General features: G+C 68.6%; 22 protein-coding genes. 10 read left to right on the top strand and 12 right to left on the bottom strand.

Annotated elements, in window-relative coordinates; all coding sequences use genetic code 11:
* Position 1: 1 nt before the first annotated feature.
* Together ACFXMV_RS07750 and ACFXMV_RS07745 are read left to right on the top strand one after the other, a co-directional pair.
* The gene (locus ACFXMV_RS07750; protein WP_378499187.1) at positions 2-637 is read left to right on the top strand and encodes a Pr6Pr family membrane protein; all 636 of its coding nucleotides are present in this window, start codon (positions 2-4) and stop codon (positions 635-637) included.
* Positions 638-716: 79 nt separating this feature from the next.
* Positions 717-1,949, top strand: coding sequence for an aspartate aminotransferase family protein (locus ACFXMV_RS07745; protein ID WP_378499184.1), 1,233 nt, complete (start codon positions 717-719; stop codon positions 1,947-1,949).
* On the opposite strand, the gene ACFXMV_RS07740 is transcribed toward ACFXMV_RS07745, so the two are convergent.
* Entirely contained in the window at positions 1,946-2,194 is a 249-nt protein-coding gene (locus tag ACFXMV_RS07740) for a hypothetical protein (RefSeq protein WP_378499185.1), read from the bottom strand. The two genes, ACFXMV_RS07745 and ACFXMV_RS07740, sit on opposite strands and share 4 nt — an antisense overlap.
* A gap of 17 nt (positions 2,195-2,211) precedes the next feature.
* Here ACFXMV_RS07740 and ACFXMV_RS07735 point away from each other — a divergent pair, with 17 nt between their 5' ends.
* Entirely contained in the window at positions 2,212-2,940 is a 729-nt protein-coding gene (locus ACFXMV_RS07735) for a hypothetical protein (protein WP_378499186.1), read from the top strand.
* 24 nt (positions 2,941-2,964) lie between these two features.
* On the opposite strand, the gene ACFXMV_RS07730 is transcribed toward ACFXMV_RS07735, so the two are convergent.
* A complete protein-coding gene (locus ACFXMV_RS07730) occupies positions 2,965-3,543 on the bottom strand; it encodes a dihydrofolate reductase family protein (RefSeq protein WP_378499188.1) in 579 nt (192 codons plus the stop codon).
* A gap of 70 nt (positions 3,544-3,613) precedes the next feature.
* On the opposite strand from ACFXMV_RS07730, the gene ACFXMV_RS07725 reads away from it, so the two are divergent.
* Positions 3,614-4,186, top strand: a complete 573-nt coding sequence (locus ACFXMV_RS07725; protein ID WP_378502832.1) for a TetR/AcrR family transcriptional regulator — start codon at positions 3,614-3,616, stop codon at positions 4,184-4,186.
* 9 nt (positions 4,187-4,195) lie between these two features.
* Here ACFXMV_RS07725 and ACFXMV_RS07720 read toward each other — a convergent pair whose 3' ends face one another.
* The 3 genes from ACFXMV_RS07720 to ACFXMV_RS07710 form a co-directional block, all read right to left on the bottom strand.
* Positions 4,196-4,870, bottom strand: coding sequence for a PhzF family phenazine biosynthesis protein (locus tag ACFXMV_RS07720; protein ID WP_378502831.1), 675 nt, complete (start codon positions 4,868-4,870; stop codon positions 4,196-4,198).
* A gap of 92 nt (positions 4,871-4,962) precedes the next feature.
* Positions 4,963-5,502: a carboxymuconolactone decarboxylase family protein gene (locus ACFXMV_RS07715; RefSeq protein WP_378501474.1), complete on the bottom strand. Its 540-nt coding sequence runs from the start codon at positions 5,500-5,502 to the stop codon at positions 4,963-4,965.
* A 2-nt stretch (positions 5,503-5,504) separates the two neighbouring features.
* Complete coding sequence (locus tag ACFXMV_RS07710) at positions 5,505-6,092, bottom strand: peroxiredoxin (RefSeq protein WP_077041398.1); 588 nt, start codon at positions 6,090-6,092, stop codon at positions 5,505-5,507.
* Positions 6,093-6,281: 189 nt separating this feature from the next.
* Here ACFXMV_RS07710 and ACFXMV_RS07705 point away from each other — a divergent pair, with 189 nt between their 5' ends.
* On the top strand, positions 6,282-7,202 hold the full coding sequence (locus ACFXMV_RS07705; protein WP_378502830.1) for a LysR substrate-binding domain-containing protein: 921 nt from the start codon (positions 6,282-6,284) through the stop codon (positions 7,200-7,202).
* Between the two features lie 4 nt (positions 7,203-7,206).
* On the opposite strand, the gene ACFXMV_RS07700 is transcribed toward ACFXMV_RS07705, so the two are convergent.
* On the bottom strand, positions 7,207-8,034 hold the full coding sequence (locus ACFXMV_RS07700) for a LysR substrate-binding domain-containing protein (RefSeq protein ID WP_378501472.1): 828 nt from the start codon (positions 8,032-8,034) through the stop codon (positions 7,207-7,209).
* 68 nt (positions 8,035-8,102) lie between these two features.
* Here ACFXMV_RS07700 and ACFXMV_RS07695 point away from each other — a divergent pair, with 68 nt between their 5' ends.
* Positions 8,103-8,540 carry a DUF5997 family protein gene (locus tag ACFXMV_RS07695; protein ID WP_378501471.1) on the top strand — a complete coding sequence of 146 codons (438 nt, stop codon included), beginning with the start codon at positions 8,103-8,105 and terminating at the stop codon, positions 8,538-8,540.
* Between the two features lie 42 nt (positions 8,541-8,582).
* On the opposite strand, the gene ACFXMV_RS07690 is transcribed toward ACFXMV_RS07695, so the two are convergent.
* From ACFXMV_RS07690 to ACFXMV_RS07665, 6 genes are all read right to left on the bottom strand, one after another.
* Entirely contained in the window at positions 8,583-8,939 is a 357-nt protein-coding gene (locus ACFXMV_RS07690; RefSeq protein WP_378501470.1) for a VOC family protein, read from the bottom strand.
* 79 nt (positions 8,940-9,018) lie between these two features.
* A complete protein-coding gene (locus ACFXMV_RS07685; RefSeq protein WP_378502829.1) occupies positions 9,019-9,348 on the bottom strand; it encodes a type II toxin-antitoxin system PemK/MazF family toxin in 330 nt (109 codons plus the stop codon).
* Positions 9,345-9,557, bottom strand: coding sequence for an antitoxin MazE family protein (locus ACFXMV_RS07680; RefSeq protein ID WP_378502828.1), 213 nt, complete (start codon positions 9,555-9,557; stop codon positions 9,345-9,347). Before ACFXMV_RS07680 ends, ACFXMV_RS07685 begins: the two co-directional genes overlap by 4 nt.
* Positions 9,558-9,595: 38 nt before the next feature.
* A complete protein-coding gene (locus ACFXMV_RS07675) occupies positions 9,596-12,100 on the bottom strand; it encodes a DEAD/DEAH box helicase (RefSeq protein WP_378502827.1) in 2,505 nt (834 codons plus the stop codon).
* Between the two features lie 26 nt (positions 12,101-12,126).
* Entirely contained in the window at positions 12,127-13,164 is a 1,038-nt protein-coding gene (locus tag ACFXMV_RS07670) for an alpha/beta fold hydrolase (RefSeq protein ID WP_378499281.1), read from the bottom strand.
* Between the two features lie 97 nt (positions 13,165-13,261).
* Positions 13,262-14,212 (bottom strand): proteasome assembly chaperone family protein, encoded by a 951-nt coding sequence (locus ACFXMV_RS07665; protein WP_378499282.1) that lies wholly within the window; start codon positions 14,210-14,212, stop codon positions 13,262-13,264.
* 299 nt (positions 14,213-14,511) lie between these two features.
* Between ACFXMV_RS07665 and ACFXMV_RS07660 the strand changes: the two genes are divergently transcribed.
* The 4 genes from ACFXMV_RS07660 (at position 14,512) to ACFXMV_RS07645 (ending at position 17,035) form a co-directional block, all read left to right on the top strand.
* Positions 14,512-15,162, top strand: a complete 651-nt coding sequence (locus ACFXMV_RS07660; RefSeq protein WP_378502826.1) for a DUF5642 family protein — start codon at positions 14,512-14,514, stop codon at positions 15,160-15,162.
* Between the two features lie 100 nt (positions 15,163-15,262).
* The gene (locus tag ACFXMV_RS07655; protein WP_378499284.1) at positions 15,263-16,339 is read left to right on the top strand and encodes a DUF4192 domain-containing protein; all 1,077 of its coding nucleotides are present in this window, start codon (positions 15,263-15,265) and stop codon (positions 16,337-16,339) included.
* 31 nt (positions 16,340-16,370) lie between these two features.
* Positions 16,371-16,721 carry a hypothetical protein gene (locus ACFXMV_RS07650; RefSeq protein WP_378499285.1) on the top strand — a complete coding sequence of 117 codons (351 nt, stop codon included), beginning with the start codon at positions 16,371-16,373 and terminating at the stop codon, positions 16,719-16,721.
* A complete protein-coding gene (locus tag ACFXMV_RS07645) occupies positions 16,718-17,035 on the top strand; it encodes a hypothetical protein (protein ID WP_378499286.1) in 318 nt (105 codons plus the stop codon). The genes ACFXMV_RS07650 and ACFXMV_RS07645 overlap by 4 nt, the downstream gene beginning before the upstream one ends.
* Positions 17,036-17,039 lie beyond the last annotated feature (4 nt).

Here is a 17,039-nt window from a genome sequence, read left to right as displayed (position 1 = left end):
TGTGAGCGACATCGCCGATAAGTCGACCAGCCCCCGCACCCATCCACTGGTCCGCGCGCTGCGGTTGGCCTTCGCCGTACTCGGTGGCGTGGCGCTGCTGTGGTTGCCGGTGCGCGAGGCAGGCGAGCCCGACTTCAACCTCGTCAGCTACTTCAGCTACTTCACCGTGCTGAGCAACGTGCTGGCGGCACTCGTTCTCGTGGTCGGTGCGATCGCCGACCCACAGAGCGAGCGCTGGCAGCTGTTCCGCGGTGCGGTGACCACCTACATGGTCATCACCGGCATCGTGTACGCGGTGCTGCTGGCGAACGTGGACGTCGGGGGGCAGGGCACGTGGACGAACGAGGTGGTGCACCGGATCATGCCGCTCGTGATCGTCCTGGACTGGGTTCTGATGCCTGCGCGGATGCGGATCGGTGATGCCAAGGCCCTGACGTGGCTGTGGTTCCCGGTCGTCTACGGCGTGTACACCCTGATCCGCGGCCCGATCGTGGACTGGTACCCCTACCCGTTCATCGACCCCCGCGAGCAGGGCTACCTGCAGATGGCGATCGGACTGGTCGTCCTGGTGATCGCGTTCCTGCTCATCTGCCTCGCCGTCAACGTCGCCGGGCGCCTCGGCAGGCGGTGGCGATAGGTCGGCTCGGCCGACGGTGGCGATACGGTGAGGACACTGCCGCGGCGTCCGGCGCGGGAGTCGACAAGGAGGTCGAGTAATGGGTTCGAGCGGTTCGCTCTGGCACGGGTTCGCCGACATGGGCGCGGTCACACGCGACGGCGCGTTCGTCGTCAGCCGCGGCGAGGGCGCCTACATCTGGGACGACAAGGGCAACCGCTACCTCGACGCGACGGCGGGCCTGTGGTTCACCAACGTCGGGCACGGTCGCGCCGAGATCGCGGACGCGGTGGCCACGCAGCTGTCGACGGTCGCGCACTTCTCGAACTTCGGGGACTTCGCCCCCGAGACCACCATTGCCCTGGCTGAGCGGCTGGCGGCGATCGCCCCGGTGCCCGGCAGCAAGATCTTCTTCACCTCGGGTGGATCGGACTCGGTGGACACCGCGGCGAAGCTGGCCCGGCGCTACTGGCACGAGATGGGCAAGCCCGGCAAGAAGATCGTGGTCGGCAGGCAGAAGGCCTACCACGGCATGCACGTGGCCGGCACCGCGCTGGCAGGCATCCCGGTGAACCGCGAGGGCTACGGCGAGCTGATGCCGGACGCCAGGACGGTGGAGTGGGACAACGGCAAGAGCCTGCTCGAACTCATCGAGCGCGAGGGCGCGGACACCATCGCGGCCTTCTTCGTCGAGCCGATCATCGGCGCGGGCGGGATCTACCTGCCGCCGGAGGGCTATCTCGCCGAGGTCCGCCAGATCTGCCGCGAGCACGACATCCTGTTCGTGGTCGACGAGGTGGTCACGGGCTTCGGCCGGATCGGTGGCTCCTGGTTCGCGTCAACGCGTTTCGACCTGCAGCCGGACATGGTGACCACCGCGAAGGGACTGACCTCCGGCTACGTGCCGATGGGTGCGGTGTTCATCGCGCCGCGTGTCGCGGAGCCGTTCTTCGCCGGCGGGGTGTGGTGGCGGCACGGCTACACCTACGGCGGTCACGCAGGCGCGGCCGCCGCGGCGATGGCCAACCTCGACATCCTCGAGCGGGAGAACCTGCTCGAGGACTCTGCGCGACTGGAGCGTTCGCTGCACGAGCACCTGTCGCCGCTGGCCGAGCACCCGCGGGTCGCGGAGGTGCGCAGCGGCCTCGGTGCGGTCGCGGCCGTGCAGCTCGCGGACCCGGCCGAGGCGTTGCCGTTCGTCAAGACCCTTCGGGAGCACGGCATCTCGGGTCGCGCGGCGGGCGTCGGCGCCATGCAGTTCTCGCCGTCGTTCGTGATGACCGACGACGAGGTGGCCGAGATGGCGGCGGGCGTCCTGAAGGCGTTGGGCTAGTTTCGGCGGAGTACTCGCGACAGCCGTTCCCGCAGGGTGGGTTTCACCTCGACGAGATCCACCCGCGGGAGGTCCGCGGCGGCGGTGGCCTGCGCGAAGCGGGCGTGCAGCTGGGACCGGACCTCGTCGGGGGTGTAGGCGCGGCGCTTGCGTTCGGCCCGCGCGGCCAGTGCCCCCGTGGCCGCGACCCCGACGACTCCCGCGAGGCCGAGGAGCTTCCACACGTGTCTGCCGTCCATTCGCATCGCTCTAGGCTAGGTGCATGAGTCGCCGGATGCACGAATCGCAGGTGAGCCTCGACGAGGCCGTGGAAGCCACCCGGACAGGGGACATCTGGATCTTTCGCGGCCAGTCCGGCGCCGATCGGGCGATCCAGACGCTGACCAACAGCCCGGTGAACCACGTTGGGATGTCGGTGGTGCTCGACGACATGCCGCCGCTGATGTGGCATGCGGAGCTCGGACATTCCTTGCAGGACATGTGGACCGGGCGGTTTCAGCGTGGCGTGCAGCTGCACGACCTGAGGCAGGCGGTGCAGGTGTGGGGCGCCAAGTACGGCCAACGCGGCTGGCTGCGGCAGCTCGAGGAGCCGGTCACCCGCGGGCAGGAGGACGCGCTGATGCGGACCATCGCGAGGCTCGACGGCACCCCGTTCCCGTCGACGGCCAAGCTGGTCACGCGTTGGTTCGGCGGCAGGCTGCCGTCGCTTCGGCGCCGCGCGACCCCGGATTCCGAGGTTGCGGCGGCGGGCCTCGAAAGCGCGTACTGCGCCGAGGTGGTCGCGCAGACCTACGAGTCGATGGGCCTGCTCACGGAGCGGCGCAAGACGAATTGGTATGACCCGGGACGGTTCTGGAGCGGGGATCGGCTGCCGCTCACTCCGGGGGTGTCGCTGGGCGGGGAGATCGAGGTGCTGCTCAGCGCGGCCGATCTCGCGGCCGGCCGGTCGCCGCAACACCTCGGGCGGAGCCTCGGGCAGGGTGACAGCTGACGGCGACCGGCCCCCCGCGTCGGGTCAGGCCGCCGTGGTCCGGGAGAACCAGGTGACCGAGGCGCCGCTGTCGAAGGACTCGGTGCGGGTCGGCGTGAACCGCGTCGGCTGGAATGCCCCGTCGAACGCCGGGATGCCAGCCCCCGCGACCACGGGGTAGCGCTTGATGATCAGCTCGTCGATCTCGGGCAGCAGCGCGCCGGCCAGCTTGCCGCCGCCCGCGAGCCAGACATCCATCCCCTCCTGGGCCTTGAGCTCGCGGACGAGGCCGAGCGGGTCGCCGGAGACCAGCTCGACCGCCGGGTCGGCGATCTCGCCGAGGGTGGTGGAGACGACGTATTGGTGCAGGTGCGAATACGGGCTGGTGATACCGGCGGCCAACGCGGGCTGATAGGTCCCGAGGCCCATCACCACCGCTCCGAAGGTCTGGTTGGCGGTGCCTTCGAGGCCGACGTGCGGGCGGATGTGGGTGGGGACGGTGTCCGGGTATCGCTGGGTGATCCAGGTGGTCACCTCGTCCGAGAGCATGAATTCCCATTCGCCGCCCGGGCCGGCGATGTAACCGTCGAGCGAGGTTCCCACGTAGTACACAAGCTTGCGCATACAGATACTCCGTCCGTAGTACTCTGTTTGAAGTGGTCTGAACGTAGTACTACAGATGGAGTGGTGTCAAGTGCGGAGCAATCCGGAGCGACGAGCGGCGTTGGTCGACGCCGCGATCGAGGTCCTGGCGGAACTGGGTGCGCGCGGGCTCACCTTCCGGGCCGTCGATTCGCAGGCGGGGGTGCCGCCGGGTACGGCGTCGAACTACTTCGCGAACCGTGACGACCTGCTGGCGCAGGCGGGTGGCCGGGTCTACGAGCGGCTGACCCCCGATGGCGAGTCGTTGGCGCAGAGCCTCGGGGGACCGCACGATCGTGATCGCCTGGTCGAGCTGATGCGCGAGGTCGTCGGCCGGATCACGGCATTTCGCACCGGCTTCCTCGCCCTGCTCGAGCTGAGGCTCGAGGCGACCCGGAGGCCCGAACTCCGCGGCGTGCTGACCGAACGCATCCGGGCCGACCTGGACTTCAACGTCACGAACCACCTGCGGTCGGGCATGCCGGGCGACGCCACCACGGTCCGCCTGCTCTATTTCACGCTGAACTGGTTGATCGTCGATCAGCTGACGCTGCCGGACCTGCTGTCCGAGAACGAGATCCACGAGCTCATCGGCGCGGCGGTGGATCGCGCGCTGCCCCGGTAGTCGCTTGGTCTAGACGCTCAGTGTCCGGTCGGGGTGCACCCGTCCGCCGACCTCCACCCAGCCGTCCGCTGAGTAGTGGGTATGGATGTGCGAGCCGCGGCCCTGCGTGATGTGCAGGCTGCGGCGCAGGTGCTCGGTGATCCGGACCGCCGCCGCGCCGGTGGCCTCATCCTCCGGTATCCCCATGAGCGGGGCGAACATTCGGGATCTGATCGCGCCCTCGCCTGCCCATGCCCAGACGTAGTGGTGCCCCGAGTCGAAGGAATCGGCCCGGGTCGAGACGACCGCGGCGGAGTCGGGCTTCGGGTGCAGCGTGAACTCGGGCGCCCAGTCGGGCTTGGCGCGCACCCAGGTCATCGCGTGGTCGACGTACGTCGTGACCGGGCCCGCCGGGACCTCGAGAATGCCGACGTCCGCGCCGCGTTGGCGTAGCCACCAGGACAGGCCGACCGTCGGGTGCCCGGCGAAGGGCAGTTCGGTGGTCGGGGTGAAGATCTGCGCCCGCGCGCGGTCGGAGCCCGGCGCGGGGAGCTCTACGAAAACCGTCTCGCTGAACCCGAGTTCGGCGGCAATGCCCTGCCTGCGCTCCGCGGGTGCAAGCGCCGCGTCCACGATGCCCAATGCGTTGCCGTAGTGGCCGTTCGCATCGGTGAATACCCTGACGACGTCAACCTCGATACTCATTGTTAAACGATACCGCCGGTAACGACCGAAGGTGCCCTTTGTGCGATCGGATCGCACAAAGGGCACCTTCGGGTGTAGCGGGTGGAGCCGGACTAGACGCTCGCGCCCGCGAGGGTCTCGTTGGCCTCCACGGCCTGGCCGACGCCCGCGACGATGGATGCCGCCCGGATGGCCTCGAAGATCGCCTCGCGGGAGATGCCCTCCTGGCGGAGGGTGTTCTCGTGCGCCTCGAGGCAGTGGTTGCAGCCGTTGACTGCGGACACGGCCAGCGACCACAGCTCGAAGTCGGCCTTCTCGACGCCCGGGTTGCCGATGATGTTCATCCGCAGGCCGGCGCGCAGGTCGTCGTACTTGCCGTCCAGGTAGCCCTTGGTGCGGTAGAAGACGTTGTTCATGCCCATGATCGACGCCGCGCCGAGGGCCGCGTTGTAGGCCTCTGCGGAGAGGTTGTCCGCGGCCTCCTCGGCGATCTCGCGCAGGGTGGTCGCCGACTTCGACGCTGCCGCCGTCGCGAGCAGGGTGCCCCAGAGCTGCTGCTCGGTGAGGACGGTGGTGCGCGCGATGGAACTCAGGTTGAGCTTGAGGTCCTTGGCGTACTCGGGCAGGGAGTTCTTCAGGGTCTCGACACTCATGACTAGACGCTCTCCGCCAGGAGCTCGCCGGCGTTGATGGTCGGGTCGCCCTTCTTCCAGTTGCAGGCGCACAGCTCGTCGGACTGGAGTGCGTCCAGCACGCGCAGCACCTCGTCGACGTTGCGGCCGACGGAACCGGCGGTCACGGAGACGAACTGGATCTCGTTGTTCGGGTCCACGATGAAGGTGGCGCGGTCCGCGACGCCGTCGGCGTTGAGGACGCCGGTGGCCTCGGCCAGCTCACGCTTGAGGTCCGAGAGCATCGGGAAGGGGAGGGTCTTGAGCTCGTCGTGCTGTGCACGCCACTGGAAGTGCACGAACTCGTTGTCGACCGAGGCGCCGAGCACCTGGGCGTCGCGGTCCGCGAACTCCTCGTTCAGCTTGCCGAACGCGGCGATCTCGGTGGGGCACACGAAGGTGAAGTCCTTGGGCCAGAAGAACACGATCCGCCACTTGCCGGCGTAGTCGTCGCTGGTGACCTGGGTGAAGTAGTCGTCGGGCTGCTGGGCGTCGACCTTGGACAGGTCCCCGCCGATGACGGCCTTGAGGTTGTACGCCGGGAACTGGTCGCCGATGGTCAGCAGAGCCATATGTCTCGTCCTCCTACTTGTGGTGAATCGTCAGGGCACGCGCAGCCACGCACGTGGCTGCGTCGGGGTGTTTTCGATACCGGGAGCGGGTCTCTCGGTTCCCCGCTGACCTGCGCTCTTTGGTATGAGTCCATAGTGCCCGAAACCTTTCAAAAGGTAAAGGCGATATATGCCACTACACTGATAGGCATGGCTGATCAGACTTATCAACCGACACTGTCGCAGCTGCGTGCCTTCGTCGCGGTGGCGGAATACCGCCACTTCGGTACCGCGGCAGCGCGATTGAATGTGAGCCAGCCCACGTTGTCGCAGGCGCTCGCGGCGTTGGAGAACGGGCTGGGGGTGCAGCTGATCGAACGCAGCACCCGGCGCGTGCTGGTGACCGACGCAGGCACCCAACTGCTCGCGCAGGCGAAGCTCATCCTCGAGGCCGCGGACGGGTTCGTCGCGACCGCGGCCGGCGTCGGAGACCGGCTCGGGGGACCGCTCCGGATGGGGCTGATCCCGACCGTCGCGCCGTACGTGCTGCCGGTCCTGCTGCCCGCGATGCGCGCGGAGCTGCCCGCCGTCGTGCCGCAGGTGATCGAGGACCAGACCGCGCGGCTGCTCGAATCGCTGCGTGCGGGCGCGCTGGACGTGGCGGTGCTCGCGCTGCCGTCGGACGCGCCGGGTTTGGTGGAGATCCCGCTCTACACAGAGGATTTCGTCCTGGTTGTGCCGGGGGAGCACGAGCTGGCCGGCCGCGTGGACCTGTCCCTGCAGGTGCTCGACGACCTGCCGCTGCTGCTGCTCGACGAGGGGCACTGCCTGCGTGACCAGACGCTGGACCTGTGCCGCTCGGTGGATGCGCATCCGGTCTCCGGGGACACGCGCGCCACCTCCCTCGCCACCGTCGTGCAGTGCGTCGCGGGTGGGCTCGGCGTGACGCTGGTGCCGGACTCGGCGGTGTCGGTGGAGACCCGTCGCGGCGACCTCGCCACCGCGCGGTTCGCGGCGCCGGCACCCGGGCGAACGATCGGGTTGGTGTTCCGCGCCTCGAGCGGACGCGCCGACGGCTACCGCAGGCTGGCCGAGTTGGTGCGATCGGTGGCGCCGGGCGTCGCGGTGTAGCGGGTCAGCGGCGGCCGCGGCCGCCGGAGCCTTTGCCGCCGCGCTTGGCCGCGGCCTTGCCCGCAGAGCCCTTGGCCGGAGCCTTCCCTGCAGAACCCTTGCCTGCCAAGCTCTTTCCGGACGGTGTCTTGCCTGCGGCAGCCCTGGCCGCAGCCTTGGCCGCGGTCTTCTCGGACGCCTTGCGCTTCGGCGGCGGTGCTGCCTCGTTGGCGCCCCCGCTGCGGGAACTGTTCGCGGTGCGGCCCCGCACGATGCCGATGAACTCCTCGACGAGCTCGGTTGTGGCGTCCTCCGGCCAGGCCAGTGCGATCCTGGACTCCGGTGCGTCGGTCACGGTTCGGTAGGTGAGGTCCTTGCGGTGGTGCAGCCGCGCCAGCGACTGCGGCACGACCAGTACCCCGATGCCCGCGGCCACCAGTTCGACGGCGTCGGCGGTGCACGCGGGCCGCTCGGCGGCGGGCTCGCCGGGCAGCGCCTCCCATTCGAGCATGTCGTCGAGGGGGTGCAGCACGATCTCCCCGGCCAGGTCCGACGTGGCGACCTCGTCGACGGCGGAGATCACGTGGTCCTTGGGCACCACGACGACCGGGGTCTCGGCGTACATCGCGATCACGCTGAGCCGCTGCTCACCCTCGCGGTCGATCGGTAGCCGCACGAGTCCGGCTTCGGCAGCGCCGGAGCGCAGCAGGTCCGCGGCCTCCAGTTCGGGCACCGCGACGAGCTCGAGAGGGACCTCGGGCAGGCGCTCCTTCCAGATCCGCACCCACTTGGTCGGCGTCACCCCGGGCACGTACGCGAGCCGGAAGGGGACGGGATCGGTCGGCTCGGTCATTGGGCCAGGCTACCGGGGCGCGGGCACCTGTCATCGCCACGTCGCGGGCGCTCGTTAGGCTTGACCCCATGACGTCGCACAAAACGCCCCAGACGATGAAGCCCGCGACCGCGGCGAAGAAGCTGGGCGTGTACCTCGAGGCCACACCCGCCGAGTTCCAGGCGGGTGCCGTCTCACGCGACGAGCTCGCGCAGCTGCTGGCCGATCCGCCGCAGTGGCTGGCGACGCTGCGCGCCGAGGGTCCGCACCCGCGCCCGGTGGTGGCCGCCAAGCTCGGCGTCTCCATCGCAGGCCTGGCCAGGGGCGGGGTCGAGGAGGCGCTCACCACCGCCCAGATCGATGCGCTGCTCGGCGACCAGCCGGACTGGCTGCAGGCCGAGCGCAAGTCCCTGGTGGAGGTCCGCAAGGACGAGAAGCGGATCAAGGAGCAGCAGGCGACCCGGCGCGAGCAGTCGAACCGGCGTGAGCGGTTTGCGAAGCCGATCCATCACCCGAACGAGGGGTAGGCCCGGCGGCCGCGTGCAACCAGTAGGTGCGGTTCGCGCCGCTTACTTCCGCGCGAGCGGGCTGTAGAACACCAGGCCGTTGCCGTTGTTGTCGTAGACCACGACACGACGCTCGTGCGCGTCGTCGTACGGGCCCTTCACGATCGCCCCGCCCCCGTCCTCGATGGCCTTCGCGGCCGCGTCGACGTCGGCAGTCTTGATTCCGACGACGACCCTCCCTGGTATCGGGTGGTCGACCGCGGTGGCAAGCGCGATGGTTACTGAGCCGCCGTCGAGGGCGGCGAAGTGGGCGCCGTCGCGGAACTTGAGCGTCATCCCTAGGGTCTGGGTGTAGAACTCGATCGACTCGTCCAGGTTCTCCGTTGACAACATGATCATCTTCGCGTCGTAGTCGCTCACAACTGCCTCCTGTGGTCGGTGGACTTCACCATAGGGATGAAAACGTGCAGATGCGCTGGTTTGCAGCGGGTCCGGTGGATCAGTCGGCCAGGCCGAGGAACACGATGAGCGCTCGGTCGAGTCGGACCAGGTCGTCGTCGGAGATCCGGCCTAGGCGCTCTCCGAGACTGGTTCGGGGCACAGTGCTGACCTTGTCGACCATGATCCGGCTCGGCAGGTCGATTCCGGTTGTAGGTGTGGGATCGACGGCGATGCGGATCAGCGGAGCGTCGACCGGATTGGTAGTCATCGGGCAGATGGTGACCGAGGCAGTCGCGTCGAAGCGGCCGTCCTGGATGATGACGACTGGTCTGGGCTTTCCGGTGTAGGCGCCGCGAGCGGCTGCGGTGTAGATGTCCCCGCGCCTCATTCGGCGGGATCCCACTCCACGGAGATCGCGTCGATGAAGGCCTGGTCGTCGGCGTCACGTTCACTGGCCGCGATCGCGGCCGACTGCAGGTGTGCCTGTTCGATGAACTCCGCGGCGCGAACGTCGGGAACCCAGATCTGCACAGGTCGCAGCCCCTGGGCTCGGAGTCGTCGGCGGTGCTCAGCCACCCGATCTCGAGTGCTTGCCATGAAGCAATGTTACATGTAACGGACAATATTGCGTCGGCTCAGCCCTCCACCACCTCGAACTCGTCGAAGACCACCTCGCCGGCGGCGTCGGACTCGGCGAGGTTCACCTCGCCGACCAGCGCCCAGCCGTGATCGCCCTGCGGGTCCGCGATGGTCTGGCGCACCCGCCACAGCTCCGGCTCCATCTGCACGGAGAACAGTTGCGGGCCACGGGCATCGGGTCCGGTGCCGATCTCGTCGTACTCGTCGAAGTACAGCTCCATCAGCTCCGACCAGTCCTGCGACTCCAGCCCGTCGCCGAGCTCGGCGAGGGTGTCCCAGCGCCTGCGTGAGGCCAGCTCGATCCGCTTGAACATCGCGTTGCGGACCATCACCTTGAAGGCCCGGGTGTTCGCGGAGACCGGACGCGGGATGTCGGCGCCGAACGCGATCTGCTGATCGTCGGACTCCACGCCGGGATTGGTGAGCTGCTCCCACTCGTCCAGCAGCGACGAGTCGACCTGACGGATCAGCTCGCCGAGCCACTCGGTGATGTCCTCGAGTTCCTCGGTGCGGGCCGCGTCGGGCACGGTCTGGCGCAGCGCCCGGTAGGCGTCGGCGAGGTAGCGCAGCACCAGGCCCTCGGAGCGGGCCAGGCCGTAGTGGCTGACCAGTTCGGCGAACGTCATCACGTTCTCCACCATGTCCCGCACCACCGACTTGGGGGAGAGAGCGAACTCCGACACCCATGGGTGCCCGCCGCGGTACGTCTCGAACGCGGGAACGAGCAGTTCCTCCAAAGGCTTCGGCCAGGTGATCTCCTCGAGCAGCTCCATCCGCTCGTCGTATTCGATGCCGTCGGCCTTCATCTGCGCGACCGCCTCGCCGCGGGCATGGTGCTGCTGGCCCATCAGGATCTGGCGCGGGTCGTCCAGGGTGGACTCGATCACCGACACCACGTCGACGGCGTACGTGACCGATTCCTGGTCGAGCAGCTCGATCGCGGCCAGCGCGAACGGGGACAGCGGCTGGTTGAGCGCGAAATCGCGCTGCAGGTCCACGGTCAGCTGCGCCCACGAGCCGTCCTCGTCCGGTTCGTCGAGCTGCTCGACGATGCCGGCCTGGACGAGGCCGCGGTACAGCGCGATCGCCCGGAGGATGTGCTTGCGCTGCTGCGGACGGGTCTCGTGGCTGTCCTCGAGCAGGTGCCGCATCGCGTCGAAGCAGTTGCCCGGGCGGGCGATCACGTTGAGCAGCATCGAGTTCGAGACCCGGAACCGGGACGTGAGCTGCTCGGGGGAGGCGGAGACGAGGCGCTCGAACGTCGGCTCGCCCCAGGACACGAAGCCCTCCGGCGGCTTCTTGCGCTGAATCTTCTTGAGCTTCTTCGGATCGTCGCCCGCCCTCGCCACGAGACGGTGGTTCTCGATCTCGTACTCCGGGGCCTGCACCACGACGGTGCCCATGGTGTCGTAGCCGGCCCGGCCCGCGCGGCCCGCGATCTGGTGGAACTCGCGGGCCCGCAGGTGCCGGGTGCGGACGCCGTCGTACTTGGTGAGGCCGGTGAGCAGCACGGTCCGGATCGGCACGTTGATGCCGACGCCGAGGGTGTCGGTGCCGCAGATGACCTTGAGCAGCCCGTCCTGGGCGAGCTTCTCGATGAGCCGGCGGTACTTGGGCAGCATGCCCGCGTGGTGCACGCCGATGCCGTGCCGGACCAAGCGGGACAACGTCTTTCCGAACCCGGTGCTGAACCGGAAGCTGCCGATCGCCTCCGCGATCGCGTCCTTCTCCTCACGGCTGCTCATGTTGACGCTGGTCAGCGCCTGCGCCCGCTCGAGTGCCGCGGCCTGGGTGAAGTGCACCACGTAGACGGGTGCCTGGTTGGTGGTGGCGAGTTCCTCGATGGTCTCGCCGATGGGGGTGCGCGCGTACGAGAAGGACAGCGGCACCGGGCGTTCGGTGCCCCCGACCACCGTCGTCGGGCGGCCGGTGCGGCGGGTCAGGTCCTCCTGGAAGAACGAGACGTCGCCGAGCGTCGCGGACATCAGTAGGAACTGGGCGTGCGGGAGTTCGATCAGCGGGACCTGCCAGGCCCACCCGCGGTCCGGCTCGGAGTAGTAGTGGAACTCGTCCATCACCACCTGGCCGATGTCCGAGGCGGCGCCCTGTCGCAGCGCCAGGTTCGCCACGATCTCCGCGGTGGCGCAGATGATCGGTGCACCGGAGTTGACCGAGGCGTCGCCGGTCATCATGCCCACGTTTTCCGCGCCGAACACCTCGCAGAGCGCGAAGAACTTCTCGCTCACCAGCGCCTTGATCGGTGCGGTGTAGTAGGTGCGCCTGCCCTCCGCCAGCGCCGCGAAATGCGCGCCGATCGCCACCATCGACTTGCCGGACCCGGTCGGCGTCGAGAGGATCACGTTCGCGCCCGAGACCACCTCGATCAGCGACTCCTCCTGCGCCGGATAGAGGGTCAGGCCACGCCCGGCCGTCCACCCGGAGAAGGCGTCGAAGAGCGAGTCGGCGTCGGGACGCGCGGGGACCAGGTCGGAGAGCAGCACCGACCCAGGTTACGGCCTGCGCGAGGTCAGGTCGCGCTGCGCTCGTCCGAGCCCATTGCCTCCAGCACCGCCTCGCGGGTCGAATCGGTGCCGGTGATCTGCGATTCGCCGACGCCGTCGACGAGCAACTGCCGCCATTTGGTCGGATCGAACTCCAGCGGCGCGGTGCTCGCGATGAAATTCTCGACGACCCGAAGGAAACGGATCGGGTCGTCGTGGAACGGGAAATGGCCGCTGCCGCGGAAGATCTCCAGGCGCGAGCCCGGCATCGCGGCGTGCGCCAGGTGGGCGTGGCTGACCGGGATCACCGAGTCGACATCGCCCCAGATGATCTGCACCGGCAGTTCGGCGGTCAGGTAACACCGGTCCAGCATGGTGATCGACTGCCCACGCCAGTCCACCGCCGCACGCAGGGTGCGCAGGAACGCCTCCCGCGCGGTGGGGTCGGGCAGGTCGCTGAGCACCCGGACCAGGTCGGGCGCGTCGTGGAAGACCCTCACCGCCTTGAAGGGGCCGCTGTAGAGATGGTCCGCGACCTTGCCCAGCATGCCGAGGGCGGTGATCGTGCCGGGGATCTGCAGCAGGCGCAGCGACTGGTTCGCGATCGGCAGCGAGGCGAATCGCAGCGCCGGGTTGACGTCCTTGGTCACGCCTCCTGTGGACACCACGACGAGCCGTTCGACCATCTGCGGGAACTGGTAGGCGAACTGCATCGCGACGCCGCCGCCGAGCGAATGGCCGATGACCGTGACGCGGTCGAAACCGAGCACCGTGAGCAGGTCCCGCATCCCGTTCGCGTAGGCCGCGATCGAGTAGTCGGCCCGCGGCTTGTCGGAACGGCCGTGCCCGAGCAGATCGGGTGCGATCACGGTGAAGTGCTTCGCGAGGTGCGGGATGACCTCATTCCAGGTGGACGAGTTGTCGCCGATGCCGTGGATCAGCAGCAGCGGTGGTCCCTCGCCCGCCATCCGGAATGCCCGCCGGTAGCCGTGAACGGTCCGGAAGACGAGGCGTGGTTCGGTGTCCGGTACCGGCCGCAACGCGCGGCCTTGGCGTGCACTCATGTCGCCTCCTGTCGCCGGCTATGCCGACCCCTGAGTCATGGACTTGGGCGATCGTATAGTTCGAGGGGGCGGCCCGCCAGGTAACTGTGGAACCGAGTTACAGATCAGGCTCGTCCCTGTCGGTCTTCCCATCCAGTCCTGCCTGCTCGGCGAGGAATTTCTCGAACTCCGCGCCGAGTTCGTCACCGCTGGGCAGGTCGGCCTCCCCGGCGAGCAGGGTGGACCGGCGTTCCTGCGCCGCGACGAACGTGTCGTACTGCCGTTCCAGGGCCGTCACCACGGACTGGACCTCGTCGTTGCCGGTGATCTGCGCGTCGACCTGCTCGCGAACCCGGGCGGCCGCCTCGCCGAGCGCGGCCAGCGGCAGTTCCAGGTCCGCGATTTCGCTGAGGTTCTCCAGCAGCGTCTCGGCCGCCGCCGGATAGTCGGTCTGCGCCAGGTAGTGCGGCACGTGCACCGAGTACCCCATCGACTCGTGACCGTGCTGGGCCATCCGCAGCTCCAACAGCGCGGAGGCGCTGCCCGGGATCTGGAGCTCCCCGGACCAGCTCTGGTTCTCGCCGATCAGGTCCTTGTTCGTCGAATGTGCGGTCAGACCCAGGGGGCGGGTGTGCGGGATCGCCATCGGGATGGCGCCGAGCGAGATCGTGCGGCGCACCCCGAGCTGCTCGGCGAGCAGTCGCACCGCGGTGGTGAAGCGCTCCCACTTCAGGTCGGGCTCCAGGCCCGCGAGCAGCAGGAACGGCGTCCCGGCGGTGTCGCGCAGCGCATACAGGTTGAGCTCGGGCTCGTCGTAGTCGGAGAAGTGGTCCGACTTGAAGGTCATCGTGGGTCGGCGCGATCGGTAGTCGATCAGCTCGTCCACGGAGAACGACGCGACGAGTTCGGTCTCCAGGCTCTCGCGCAGGTGAGTGGTGGCGATCTTCACCGCGTGCCCCGCATCGGAGAATCCCTCGAGACCATGCACGAGCACCGGCCCTCGACCGTCGCCCGCGGACACCTGGGGCGCCGGGAATTCCAGCTCGTACATCCTCGACTGATCGTCCATCAGTGATCCCTTCGCGTCTCGTTCACTATCAGTGTCCCCCACGGGGCCGCGCCTACCCACACCCGATATCGAGAAAACGTGCCGCGACGTCACATTCATTCCCGAACTCCATGATTGCGCTCACAGCGAACTGAAATCTGACACCGCAGTCAGCCTGCGACTTCCCGGGTGGCGGAGGTGGCACAGTGGTGGGCGGCAGTATCCCGCGAGTACTGGAGGACTTTCCGTTGAAGCGCCGCATCTTGTTCGCGGGTCTTGCCGTTGGCGCATGCCTGGGTGTCGCAGGCTGTTCATCCACGGTGGACGGACTGGCGGGTCCGGTGTCCGCGGCAGGCCCCTCGTCCGCGGCCGCAGCCGACGGGTCAGGCGAGGGCGGCCGGGTGAACGCGAGCCTGGAGTCGATGTTGTTGACCCCCACCGACTTTCCTGCCCCGTACCAGGCGATCGTGCTGCCACCCCAGGCTGTGTCGCAGGCCGCCGCTGACCTCGACGGTATCCCCCCGGGCGCGAAGGTCGACCCGCCCGGCTGCAAGCCGCCGACCCAGGACTACGGCCCGGACGGCACCGCGATGATCGTCGGCACCGACAATGCGAACAGGTCCACCATCTCGGTGGAACTGATGCGGTCGGATCTGTCCCTCGACAAGCGCATCGGCGAGATCGAGCGTTGCCTCGAGGTGACCACCACCAAGGACGGTGCCACCGCGGTCGTGAAGACCGAGATCCTGCCGCCGCCACCGCTGAACGCGGACCGAACGTTCGCCATGCGGCAGACCGTGACGTCCGGCCAGGGCGCGGGGAAGGTGACCCAGTCGATGCTCACCCTGGTCGCGCAGGTCAAGGACGTGCGGGTGTCGGCGACCTACATGTCGTTCGGCGACGGAAAGCCGGATACGGCGGTGCTCGACCAGGTATTCACCGAGGCCGTGCAGAGGGTCAACGCGGCCTGACCCGGCGAGGCTGTGGATAGCCGGGAATTCATCCACAGGTTCGGCAAATCCGCAGGTCGCGACGGCGGCCCCGACGGCGGTGCGGGGCATGGTCCTGGGCATGGCAACCATGCATCCCGAACAGCCCGAGCGCCGCAATCCGATGGTGCTGCCCGACGTCGGCCCGGTGCGGATCTCCGACCCCGGCGACCTCATCGCGGCGATTCCGGCAATGTTGGGCTTTCGGCCCGCACGCTCACTCGTCCTCGTCTGTCTCGACGGCGGCGACGGGCCGTCCATGGTGCGGGCGGTCATGCGACACGACCTGCCGGACGGCGCCGTCGGCCCCGTCGACCGGGAGGCCATCGAACGGATGTCCCTGGTCTGCGCGCGGGAGGACATCGACGCGGTCATTGCGGTTGTCGTCGACGAGGCGCAGGCGATCGGCATGTACAACGCCGTGATCGACGTGCTCGATCTGCACCTGAGCGACTACGGCGTCGACCTGATGGGCGCGCACGTGGTCCCCGAGATCGCCGAGGGACGGCCGTGGTGCGGTCTGTTCGGGGACCGTCGGCGCGGACTTCTCCCGGATCCCGCGTCGTCCAGCGTCGCGGTCGCGCAGGTGCTGGGCGGCCGGGCGATCCGGTCTTCCCGCGAGGAGCTGGAGGCGATCGTCGCCCCGCATCCCGACCGGGAACGCGCCCGTCTCGTGGCACTGCTTCGCGATGGGCCTGTGCGTCGCGTCGGCGCGCGCGACTCCCTGGAGTTGGTGCTCACCTGGATCGCGGAGCTGGCGTCGGGGGAGCCGCCGCACGGGCAGGAGATCGCGGACCTGGCCCGGGCGCTGTCGAATTCGACGGTGCGGGACGCGCTGCTCTCGCTCGCAGTGAGCGCCGACGCCGATGCGGCCGAGCAGCTGTGGATCCTGTTGACCCGGGCGCTGCCCGACCCGGAGCGGGCCGAGCCCGCGACCCTACTCGGCTACAGCGCGTACGCCCGCGGTGACGGGCCGATGGCGGGGGTGGCCCTCGTGGCGGCGCTCGAGGCGGATCCGCAGCACCGGCTGGCGGGCATGCTCGATTCCGCGCTGCAGACCGGTGTCCGGCCGGACGCCATCTCGAAGCTCGCCTTCACCGGATTCGACGAGGCCGCGAAGATCGGGGTGCGGATGCCGCCGCCGGTCGACGGTGGTTGAGGGTCGGGCAGGATCGGTCGACCGCTCGGCGGTGCCGGGCGGCATCAAACAGCATGAACTCGAGACCGCTGAGCGCGCGGCCGCACTGGGGCACGCGGTGGCCTTCGTCCCTGCGACAGGGCGAGGGCGGACCCCGGATGTGAAGATCGACGGCGTCCGCTGGGAACTGAAGTCCCCCTCGGGAAGCGGCAAGTCGACGATCACTGACATCCTGCGGAGTGCGTGCGGTCAGGGTGAGCGGGTGGTGCTCGATCTCGCCAGGACGCCCCTACCCATCGCCGAGGTAAATGCCCAGATCAGCGCGTTCTTCGAGCGGTACACTTTCGTCTACGAGGTGTGGGTGTTCCCACGAAAGGATGAGCCCTACAGGAGGTCGCGATGAATGCCGCAGAGCTTTGCGTCGACGCAGAGCGTTCCGCCGTGGAAGCGATCGTGTCGTCCGCACCGACTGTCCTGTGGTCAGAGACCGACAAGGGAGTAACCCGCGTCGACCTCGGCTCGAATGCGACCGCGAACGTCGTGGACGATGAGCAGGACGGGTACAGAGTCTCGATTTTCGTGTTCGACCCTGCAGACACCGGAGCGGCAGGGCGTCTGTACCAATGGCTCGTAGCGAGCACCCCTTGGTCCGTTGCGCTTCGCGACGAAGGCACTGCTGAAGTCGTTGAATCTCGAGCAGCGTGGAGCGCCGCCTGATCTC

Source organism: Rhodococcus sp. NPDC059179 (genome assembly GCF_042754885.1).
Taxonomy (GTDB): Bacteria; Actinomycetota; Actinomycetes; order Mycobacteriales; family Mycobacteriaceae; genus Rhodococcus_G.
Note: the sequence above shows the minus strand (reverse complement) of the source record. Positions and strands in the feature narration are given on the sequence as shown.